The following is a 9,532-nucleotide window of genomic DNA, read 5'->3' on the forward strand; positions in this document are numbered from 1 at the left end:
TCTATACTAGTATAATTTATTCTTCGTTAATAACTTGAATTTTGGCATCAGCCCATAAATCCTCTAAATTATAAAAATCCCTGTAATATTTCTGAAAAATATGAACCACTATGCTGCCATAATCTAAAAGTACCCATTGTGCATTTTCGTACCCCTCTGTATGCCACACATCTTCATGAAGTTTTTCTTCAACAATTTGCATGACAGAATCGCCAATAGCAGCTACCTGTGTTGTTGAATCTCCATGACATATAATAAATGAATCTGTTACTGAATTTTCAATTGCAGAAAGATCGAGATACAAGATATCTTTTCCTTTTCGACTTCGGATTCCCTCAATAATCCACTGTTTTAATTCATCTGTAGAAAACCTTCCCTCCTGACTCATGCACAAATATTTGGATACAAAGTTATTGTTAATTTTAACATCTTTTCTGTCTTTTAGCGAATTCTTTGAATATTTATTTGAATTTGACGTAAAAATATCAAAAGTACAACGTAATGAAACAATATTTGTTTAAAATTATTTTATACAACGTTAAATTTCTCTTAGATTAGTCCACGTAACATTAAAACTAAAATCATATACCTAAATGACAGCCACAAAAATAATAAAATTGACAGAGATTGACTCCACCAATTACTTTGCGATGAATCTCGCGATGAAACCTGATACAGAAGAGTTTACGGTTGTATGGGCTGATGAACAGACCTCTGGCAGAGGAGAGGGAAATAATTTTTGGGAAAGTGAAGCAGGAAAAAATCTAACTTTCAGCATTATTTTGAAACCCTGCTTTTTAAAAATCGAACAACAGTTTTTTCTTTCAAAAGCCATTTCCCTGGCCATTGCAAATTTCCTTCAGCCAATCGCCGGCCACATCTCCGTCAAATGGCCCAATGACATATATTGGAAAAACAAAAAAATATGTGGTATATTAATTGAAAATATTGTAGAGCAGAATATTATCAGAAATTCCATAGCCGGAATAGGACTGAATATTAACCAGGAAAAATTTCTCAGTAATGCTCCGAATCCGGTTTCCCTTAAAAATATCATGAAACAGGATTATGACCTGGAATTCTGCCTGAAGGAAATATTACTACAAATAGAGCGGTTTTATCAACTGCTTATAGAGGAAAAGTTTGATGAAATCAATCAACTATACCTGTCCTGTTTATACAGGTTCGATGAATTTGCAGCATTCAAAACCGGCAAAGGAATTTTTCAGGCAAAAATAATAAGGGTCGAAGATTCGGGGGAACTTGTGCTTGAGCTTACAAGCGGGGAAACCCAAAAATTTTTTTTCAAAGAAATTGAATTTATGCACTGAACTTAATTCTTATTCTAAATTGCTTAAAATTTCATGTTATTCATCAATGATCTTGTTATACTAAAAGTACCTGAAAAGTCTTCCTTTCTGCTTTTAAAAGACAACTTCTTTTTTTGATATACCCCTTTCAAAAAGTATAAGAGCATTAATTATTCAGAAAAACGCCAATATCTTAAAGCCAATTTCGGTAAAGTAAAAAAAATATGATTTACTTTGCCGCCAAATTATTTACCGATGAAAGAAACAATTATAAGTGGTATTCAACAAATTGGTATTGGGGTTTCCAACATTTACGAAGCAAGGGCATGGTACCGTAAATATTTGGGAATGGATATTAAAATTTTCGAAGAGAAAGCAACTGCAGATATTATGCAGCCCTATACCGGCGGACAACCCCGGAAACGTCATGCCATGCTGGCCATTAATGTTCAAGGCGGAGGTGGTTTTGAAATATGGCAATATGAAGAGAGGATTCCTCTGGCTCCAAAATTTCAGGTTAAAGCAGGAGATCTTGGCATTTTTGCTGTAAAAATTAAAAGCAAGAATGTACAGAAAGCTTATAATTTCATGAAAGACCAAAAACAGGATGTGTTTGGATTTTCAAAAGACCCTTTAAATAACGAATTCTTTTACGTACGCGATCCATTTAACAATATTTTCGAAATTGTAACAGAAAATTCAGGTTTTAAAGATAGCGGGAAAGTTACAGGAGGCGTATGGGGGGCAATAATTGGCGTTTCTGACATTGAAAAGGCTTTACAGGTATATTCCGGCATTCTGGGTTATGATAAAGTCGTTTTCGATGAAACCGGGAAATTTGATGATCTGGCCGCATTACCAGGAGGAGGAGAAACATTCAGACGGGTAATGTTGAAGTTTTCAAAACCAGTAATGGGAGCTTTCAGCCATCTTTTAGGCCCGTCTACAATTGAATTATTGCAGGTTAACAGCCGTACTCCGGAGAAAATATATAAAGAACGGTTCTGGGGCGATTTGGGATTTATTCATCTTTGTTATGATATTCATGGCTTTGAAAAACTAAAGGAAGAATGTAAAGAAAAAGGATTTCCATTCACTGTGGATAGTACATTGAGCAATCCTGAAACTTTCAATATGGGTGTGGCTGCAGGAAGCTTCTCGTACATTGAGGATCCCGACGGAACTTTAATTGAATTTGTTGAAACTCACCGTATTCCCATCATTAAAAAATTAGGGTGGTATATTGATCTGAGAAAACGTAATCCCTTTAAATCTTTACCCGACTGGTTATTGGGTTTAATCTCTTTCAGTAAGTTTAAATAGAAAAATATCAGAATTAATTTTTCATTCTTTAGAAATCATTATTGAGATAGGTGTTCAATCAAAATTTTTACACCTATCCCAATTAATATGAGTCCTCCAAGAATTTCCATCTTTTTCCCGAATTTATTCCCTGTCTTTTTCCCGAATAATATTCCAACCATAGAAATAATAAAAGTCACAGCACCAATAATGACTGCTGATTCGGCAATATTAATCCGGAGGAAGGCAAAACTGACGCCGACTAAAAGGGCGTCTATGCTGGTAGCAATGGATAAAGTGATCAGGACTTTAAAATCCAAAGGATTAAAATTGATGGGTTCGTCTTTAGATTTAAGACTTTCATAAATCATTTTTACGCCCAGGAAGAGTAACAGGAAAAATGCTATCCAATGGTCAAAACTGGCAATATAATCTTTCACCTGATAACCGGCGAACCAACCCAAAACAGGCATCGTTGCCTGGAAAAAAGCCAAACTTCCGGCTATCTTCGAAGCATCGGAAAACTTTATTTTATTTAAAACAATGCCACTGGAAACGGAAACAGCAAAAGAATCAAAACATAAACCAACAGCAATCAGGAATATCGAGAGGAAACCCATGGCCTTATTAACAGCTAAATTATTTTGCCTATTTTCAAATTCTAACCTTTACCACAAATTTTTTTACCTGCGAGGGGTTCGATAAGGCAATACAAGGTTTATGCGCATCGTCCGGATAAAATATGGCGAACATCCCTTTTTTCATGGTGACATAATCCCCCTTGTTGCCTTCCAGGAAATAAATATCCTTTTCTTCATCATAAGCCTGACTTGCAGTCAATTCTTTTACAGATGTAAATCCGATTTTTTCTGTTCCGCAAAACAGGCATTGAATATCAATATATTTTTTATGAGCCTCCCACCTTCTCTGACTTTCAGGCTGCGGCGTGTATTCGCTTACAGAAATATAAAGGTCTTTTCCCTCAATTTCATAAGTACCGGGATTTAACTTCGCTGTATCTTCCCGGGTCAAGAATTGAAGCCCTTTATATAAACGTTGGTTCAATCCTTTGAACAACTCAATATTTGATAACGAATCGACAATCATTGTATATGTTTTTTAATTTTCAAATCAGATTTAATAACATTTGCAAAGAAACAAAACTTTTTCCATTAGCTTGACATTTGTATCCGGCCTTACTTAAAAATTTCATAATTCCTTGCAGGAGCCCTAAATTTATTATAAATTAGATAAAATTTTGTAAAAACTAAAAAAACAAGTTATGATTTTCAAACTTCCCCAGTTGCCTTATGCATTAGATGCACTAAGTCCGCACATATCAGAGAAAACGCTTGAGTTTCACCACGGGAAACATCATCAGGCCTATGTAAATAACCTCAACAGCCTGATTCCAGGCACTAAATTTGAAAATTCCGATCTGGAGAGTATCATTAAGGAAGCAGATGGAGGAATATACAATAATGCGGCACAAATCTGGAATCACACCTTCTACTTCGAAAGTTTTTCTTCTTCACCGGTAACAGAGCCCAAAGGCAAACTAGCTGCTACCATTAACAAACAATTTGGGAGTTTCGACGAGTTTAAAGAAAAATTTTCGAAAGCTGCTGCCACCCTCTTTGGTTCGGGTTGGGCCTGGCTGGTTAGAAAAAATGATGGAAGCCTTGAAATAATTCAGGAATCAAATGCAGGAAATCCACTACGAAAAGGTTTTACTCCAATTCTTACCTGTGATGTATGGGAACATGCATATTATTTAGATTATCAAAACAGACGCCCCGATTATATTCAACATTTCTGGAATATTCTGGATTGGAAAATCATATCAGACAGATTCTGATCCAGCTTTCCAATAGTCAATTTGTACGATTTAAATAAACATTTTAAGGGTTTTAAACCGGCTATTTCATACTAGGGCCTCAAGAATTTATATATCTCGGGGCCCAATATTTTTATCAGAGCTGAACTTACTGAAACAAATCTCAATAAATCTCCCACATTCTTAAATGCCGCGCTACAAAACGTTTTGGAATTGAGATATTCCTATAATTTATTACTTTTTATGAAGATCAATTTTCAATTTGTATTTAAAAAGTTTTTATCTTGCAAAAAATTGACGAATTCATATTTTCCCCGCATAAAATGTATAAATTTTATCATATTTTGCATAATGTCATCAAAGAAAATCGATATTTTCTTATCCCATATTCCTTTTTTTTATTAGTAACTTCTTTTTTGTTGATTTTTTTTTCTAAAACACAAATTCACCTGGCTATCAATCAATATAATTGCCAGGCAATGGATTTTTTCTTTAAATACCTCACTTTCCTAGGAGATGGGCTTTTTGTGGTGTTCCTGTTTTTTGGGTTATGTTGTTATCGCTATCGTTATGCGCTATTTATTCTGGCTTCCTTTCTGATTTCCGGATTAATTGTTCAACTTTTAAAGAGATTTGTTTTTGGTCATAGTGATAGGCCAGGAATTTTTTTTGCCGGAATATATAAATTACATCTGGTAGATGGGGTAAGTATGATGGGCAGCTATAGTTTCCCATCAGGCCATTCGGCAACTGCATTTGGAACTTTTTTGGGACTATCCATTATTTCGCAAAATAAATTTCTTAAACTGTCATTCTTTTTTATCTCCCTTTTAATTGCATTTTCAAGGGTATATCTTTCCCAACATTTCCTGGGTGATATATTTGCAGGATCAATTATAGGAACCCTGGTAACTTTAATGCTTTTCCCTTTTTTTAAGGATGTACAAGCCAGTTGGATGGATAAATCATTTAATTCAATTTTAAAAACAAGCAAATAATAAATGACCTGGATTAAAAACAATAATTTTGTTACAGCGTGCATTATCATTTTTAGTGCCATACTATTCATACCTTTTTTAGGTGGTGTGCACCTTTTTGATTGGGATGAAATCAATTTTGCTGAATCGGCCAGAGAGATGTTGGCTTCTAATAATTACCTGACCGTTCAAATCAACTTTCACCCTTTTTGGGAGAAACCGCCATTATTTATCTGGATGCAGGTATTATCCATGAAATGTTTTGGAATCAACGAATTTGCGGCCCGCTTTCCAAATGCAATATGTGGCATGGTGAGTTTGTTGGTCATTTATAATATTGGCCGTAAATTATATGACTCTTTATTCGGTTTCCTTTGGGCACTGGCATATGCTGGTTCTGTTTTACCCTTTTTCTATTTTAAATCAGGCATTATAGATCCCTGGTTTAACTTGTTTATTTTTACAGGAATATATTTCTTTATTAACCAAACCTGCATGAATGAACAAAAAAGTTCTTGTTTGCCAATATGTTTGTCTGCATTTTTCATAGGTTTGGCAATTTTGACAAAAGGGCCGGTGGCTTTGCTTATTTTTATGATAACGGTAGGCATTTATTGGGCCTTTAATCATTCAAGAATCTCAATAAATTTCTGGCAGATACTCTCATTTATAATAGTTTTATGCCTTACCGGTGGCCTCTGGTTCATTATTCAAATCATCAGCGGGAATTATCAAATTGTAGTGGATTTCATCAACTATCAGGTCAGGTTATTTCAAACTAAAGATGCCGGACATGGAGGTTTTCTGTTATACCATTTCGTTGTATTGTTCCTGGGTGTATTCCCGGCCTCCATACTTGCCTTAGCCCCTCTTTTTAAAACCTATTCGGATAATTCCGTTCAAAGGGAATATAAAAAATGGATGGTCATCTTGTTCTGGACAGTGTTAATTTTATTCACTATAGTCAAGACCAAGATCATACATTATTCTTCACTCTGCTACTATCCCTTATCCTTCCTGGCAGCTTACCTGGCTTATAAAATCATCAACAGGGAAATACCCATGAAAAAATGGACCCGGGTATTGTTGCTTATTGTTGCTTCTTTATATGCCTTCCTAACAATTATGTTACCGCTTATCAAATATTATCTTCCTAGGATTATTGAATCTAATCTTATAAAGGATGATTTTGCCCTGGCAAATTTACAAGCCAATGCCCAATGGAAAGGATTTGAATCGTTGATTGGGATATTTTTTCTCATCGCGTTCATTATATTCCTCTACCAGTTGAAAAAAGAAAATTATTTTTCGGGATTTACAGGGCTTTTTATATCTACAATGGTGTTCACCTTTATGACTGCAATATTTTTCACACCCAGAGTAGAAGAATATTCTCAAAAAGCTGCAATAGATTTTTATCAGGGTGTCAAAGGGAAAAACTGTTATGTTGAAACGCTGGGATTTAAGAGCTATGCCAATTTGTTTTATTTTAAAAAGCCTGTGCCTGCTGTACCTTCTTCTGACGAACACGAATGGCTGCTAAACGGCAAAATTGACAAACCTGTTTATTTCGTTACAAAAATTGATAAAAAAGATCAATACCTGAAGCAATATCCCGAATTAAAATTCATTTACCAAAAAAATGGATTTGTTTTCCTGATCAGAAGGCCGCTAAAAAATACCGGAAATTAAAATTTATAATTAGACTCATTATAATTCTTTATTTATATGATTGAGAATAAAATCGTTACTGTCGTACTTCCTGCCTATAATGCAGAAAAAACTTTAGAAAAGACTTTTCATGAAATACCTTTTGATATTGTAGATAACGTTATTTTAGTTGACGACAACAGCAAGGACAATACCGTGGAAGTAGCAAAAGCACTTGGAATAAAGCACATTATTATTCACGAAAAAAACACAGGTTATGGTGGAAATCAGAAATCTTGTTATGACAAAGCCTTGGAATTAAATTCAGATATAGTAGTAATGCTTCATCCGGATTACCAGTATACGCCGAAACTTATCCATTCCATGTGTTACCTGATTGCTAAAAATGTTTATGAGGTGGTATTAGGTTCAAGGATTTTAGGTAAAGGAGCATTAAAAGGGGGTATGCCAATATATAAATATATTGCTAACCGTCTGCTTACTTTCACACAAAACATCCTGATGAACCAGAAATTATCGGAATATCATACCGGATACAGGGCTTTTTCCGCCAATGTTCTGAAAAACATCAATTATCACGCAGATTCTGATGATTTTATTTTCGATAATCAGATGCTGGCCCAAATTTTTTATGCAGGTTTTGAGGTGGCCGAAATTACCTGTCCAACTAAATATTTCAAAGAGGCTTCTTCCATTAATATTCACCGAAGTACAGTATATGGCCTGGGGGTATTAAAAGTATCTTTTCAGTACTTTTTACAGAAAATTCATTTTGCGAAATTTAAAATCTTCTAATAATCAATTTTGCCTTATCTAAAAACAATTTCTTACATCATAAAAAAATGAAAACCAAATTATTACTATTTTCATTACTTTGCTTTTCCGGTTCTTTGTTATCGGCACAAGAAGTTATTCCTCTTTGGTCAAATAGCGCCCCAGGCGCTTTGGGTGACAAAGATGAGGACAAACCGACACTTACTCTGTTCCCCGCCCCCAAAGACATAAATACAGGAACAGCTGTTGTTATTTGTCCTGGAGGTGGATATACCCACCTTGCATTTGAAAAAGAAGGCACAGAGTTTGCCAAATGGTTCAATTCATTTGGCGTTTCGGCTTACGTAGTAAAATACAGGCTAAATACCCCTGTTCGTCATTATCAATATCCTGCTATGTTTGATGATGCCACAAGGGCTATGCGTTATGTCCGTGCCCATTCGGCGGAATGGAACATCAATCCGGATAAAATTGGAATCATGGGATTTTCTGCAGGAGGCCATTTGGCTTCAACGGTAGGAACTCATTTTGACCAGGGTAATGCCAACGCAACGGATAATATTGAAAAAGCAAGCTCACGCCCCAATTTCATGATTTTGGGTTACCCGGTTATCACCATGAACCTTGAATTCACCCATAGAGGGAGCCACGACAATTTGCTCGGAAAAAATCCGACTAATAAAATGGTCAAATACCTCTCCAACGAATTGCAGGTAAAATCAAATACTCCCGCAACATTTTTAGCCCTTGCAGATGACGACCGCACTGTTCCGCCACAAAACAGTGTTGCCTTTTACCTTGCACTGAAAAAAGCCGGAATACCTGCCGAAATGCATATTTATAATAAAGGGGGACACGGATTCGGCATGGCTAAAAAAGATCCCAATCTAAGTAAGTGGGTAGACAACCTTAAAAATTGGTTGATTACAGAAGGTTTTGTTCAGAAAAAAGGAGCTGAATAGCACTATATCTTCAAAAACAAAAGGGGATGTGATTCCAAAATCGCATCCCCTTTTGTTTTATTCACTATATACCTAGTCAAAATACGCCTCTTTCTGAGGACTATCAAGAAACTCAAACATCATTTTAATTTGTGAAACCGTATTGCGTTCGACAGATAAGGGAGGAAGTTCATCCGGTCCAAAAAACTGAACGCCCAAAGTTTCCAAGCCAGCCAGAGGATGGCCGTCTACAATCTCGCAATTGATAAATATTTTATAGCAATGATAAGGTGAAGGAGGATGAGGATGGCATTTTTTATCCATGACGGCCAGCAACCTCAAGGGTTTTACGATCAGACCTGATTCTTCCCTTACTTCTTTTACAGCAATCTCTGAGGGGCTATAGCCAACATCAGCCCAGCCTCCAGGCAACGACCAGCAGCCATCCATTTTTTCCTTTACCAGTAATATTTTCCCATCCCTGAAAATCACAGACCTCACATCAACTTTTGGCGTCTGATAACCATTTTCAAAAGCAAACAAATTAGTTACTTTTTCAACCGGCGTATCTGACAGGGTCGACATCATTTTTACACTGAGGTTTCGAAGCTCTTCGTACCGTTCCAGATCAAAAGGATTTGAAATGTATGCAAGTCCGTTCTGCGCAATAGCCTGAACTCTTTTTATATATGCCAACAAATCTTCATTCATTTTCAATAA

General features: G+C 35.8%; 11 protein-coding genes. 7 read left to right on the forward strand and 4 right to left on the reverse strand.

From position 1 onward, the window contains the following. Positions 1-16 precede the first annotated feature (16 nt). A complete protein-coding gene (gene rsfS / locus Q8907_01330) occupies positions 17-388 on the reverse strand; it encodes a ribosome silencing factor (GenBank protein MDP4272900.1) in 372 nt (123 codons plus the stop codon). A 229-nt stretch (positions 389-617) separates the two neighbouring features. Between rsfS and Q8907_01335 the strand changes: the two genes are divergently transcribed. Then, on the forward strand, positions 618-1,331 hold the full coding sequence (locus tag Q8907_01335) for a biotin--[acetyl-CoA-carboxylase] ligase (protein MDP4272901.1): 714 nt from the start codon (positions 618-620) through the stop codon (positions 1,329-1,331). Between the two features lie 234 nt (positions 1,332-1,565). After that, entirely contained in the window at positions 1,566-2,633 is a 1,068-nt protein-coding gene (locus tag Q8907_01340; GenBank protein ID MDP4272902.1) for a VOC family protein, read from the forward strand. Positions 2,634-2,671: 38 nt separating this feature from the next. Here the strand turns inward: Q8907_01340 and Q8907_01345 are convergent, their stop codons facing one another. Next, positions 2,672-3,232 (reverse strand): manganese efflux pump MntP family protein, encoded by a 561-nt coding sequence (locus tag Q8907_01345; GenBank protein MDP4272903.1) that lies wholly within the window; start codon positions 3,230-3,232, stop codon positions 2,672-2,674. Between the two features lie 34 nt (positions 3,233-3,266). Next, positions 3,267-3,719, reverse strand: a complete 453-nt coding sequence (locus Q8907_01350; protein MDP4272904.1) for a YhcH/YjgK/YiaL family protein — start codon at positions 3,717-3,719, stop codon at positions 3,267-3,269. A gap of 175 nt (positions 3,720-3,894) precedes the next feature. Between Q8907_01350 and Q8907_01355 the strand changes: the two genes are divergently transcribed. The 5 genes from Q8907_01355 to Q8907_01375 all read left to right on the forward strand — a co-directional run bounded on the left by Q8907_01355 (position 3,895) and on the right by Q8907_01375 (position 8,833). Then, positions 3,895-4,470, forward strand: coding sequence for a superoxide dismutase (locus Q8907_01355; GenBank protein ID MDP4272905.1), 576 nt, complete (start codon positions 3,895-3,897; stop codon positions 4,468-4,470). Between the two features lie 458 nt (positions 4,471-4,928). Beyond that, entirely contained in the window at positions 4,929-5,447 is a 519-nt protein-coding gene (locus Q8907_01360; GenBank protein MDP4272906.1) for a phosphatase PAP2 family protein, read from the forward strand. A 3-nt stretch (positions 5,448-5,450) separates the two neighbouring features. After that, positions 5,451-7,118 (forward strand): glycosyltransferase family 39 protein, encoded by a 1,668-nt coding sequence (locus Q8907_01365; protein ID MDP4272907.1) that lies wholly within the window; start codon positions 5,451-5,453, stop codon positions 7,116-7,118. Positions 7,119-7,154: 36 nt separating this feature from the next. Further along, positions 7,155-7,892 (forward strand): glycosyltransferase family 2 protein, encoded by a 738-nt coding sequence (locus tag Q8907_01370; GenBank protein ID MDP4272908.1) that lies wholly within the window; start codon positions 7,155-7,157, stop codon positions 7,890-7,892. A 47-nt stretch (positions 7,893-7,939) separates the two neighbouring features. Continuing rightward, entirely contained in the window at positions 7,940-8,833 is an 894-nt protein-coding gene (locus Q8907_01375) for an alpha/beta hydrolase (protein ID MDP4272909.1), read from the forward strand. A 72-nt stretch (positions 8,834-8,905) separates the two neighbouring features. Here the strand turns inward: Q8907_01375 and Q8907_01380 are convergent, their stop codons facing one another. After that, complete coding sequence (locus Q8907_01380) at positions 8,906-9,523, reverse strand: NUDIX hydrolase (protein ID MDP4272910.1); 618 nt, start codon at positions 9,521-9,523, stop codon at positions 8,906-8,908. Between the last annotated feature and the right edge of the window lie 9 nt (positions 9,524-9,532).

The organism is Bacteroidota bacterium, assembly GCA_030706565.1.
GTDB lineage: Bacteria > Bacteroidota > Bacteroidia > Bacteroidales > JAUZOH01 > JAUZOH01.

Coding starts and splice junctions, on each gene's coding strand:
- Q8907_01375 (MDP4272909.1), top strand. CDS start 7,940: ATGAAAACCAAATTATTACTATTTTCATTACTTTGCTTTTCCGGTTCT.
- Q8907_01370 (MDP4272908.1), top strand. CDS start 7,155: ATGATTGAGAATAAAATCGTTACTGTCGTACTTCCTGCCTATAATGCA.
- Q8907_01340 (MDP4272902.1), top strand. CDS start 1,566: ATGAAAGAAACAATTATAAGTGGTATTCAACAAATTGGTATTGGGGTT.
- Q8907_01360 (MDP4272906.1), top strand. CDS start 4,929: ATGGATTTTTTCTTTAAATACCTCACTTTCCTAGGAGATGGGCTTTTT.
- Q8907_01355 (MDP4272905.1), top strand. CDS start 3,895: ATGATTTTCAAACTTCCCCAGTTGCCTTATGCATTAGATGCACTAAGT.
- rsfS (MDP4272900.1), bottom strand. CDS start 388: ATGAGTCAGGAGGGAAGGTTTTCTACAGATGAATTAAAACAGTGGATT.
- Q8907_01365 (MDP4272907.1), top strand. CDS start 5,451: ATGACCTGGATTAAAAACAATAATTTTGTTACAGCGTGCATTATCATT.
- Q8907_01380 (MDP4272910.1), bottom strand. CDS start 9,523: ATGAATGAAGATTTGTTGGCATATATAAAAAGAGTTCAGGCTATTGCG.
- Q8907_01345 (MDP4272903.1), bottom strand. CDS start 3,232: ATGGGTTTCCTCTCGATATTCCTGATTGCTGTTGGTTTATGTTTTGAT.
- Q8907_01350 (MDP4272904.1), bottom strand. CDS start 3,719: ATGATTGTCGATTCGTTATCAAATATTGAGTTGTTCAAAGGATTGAAC.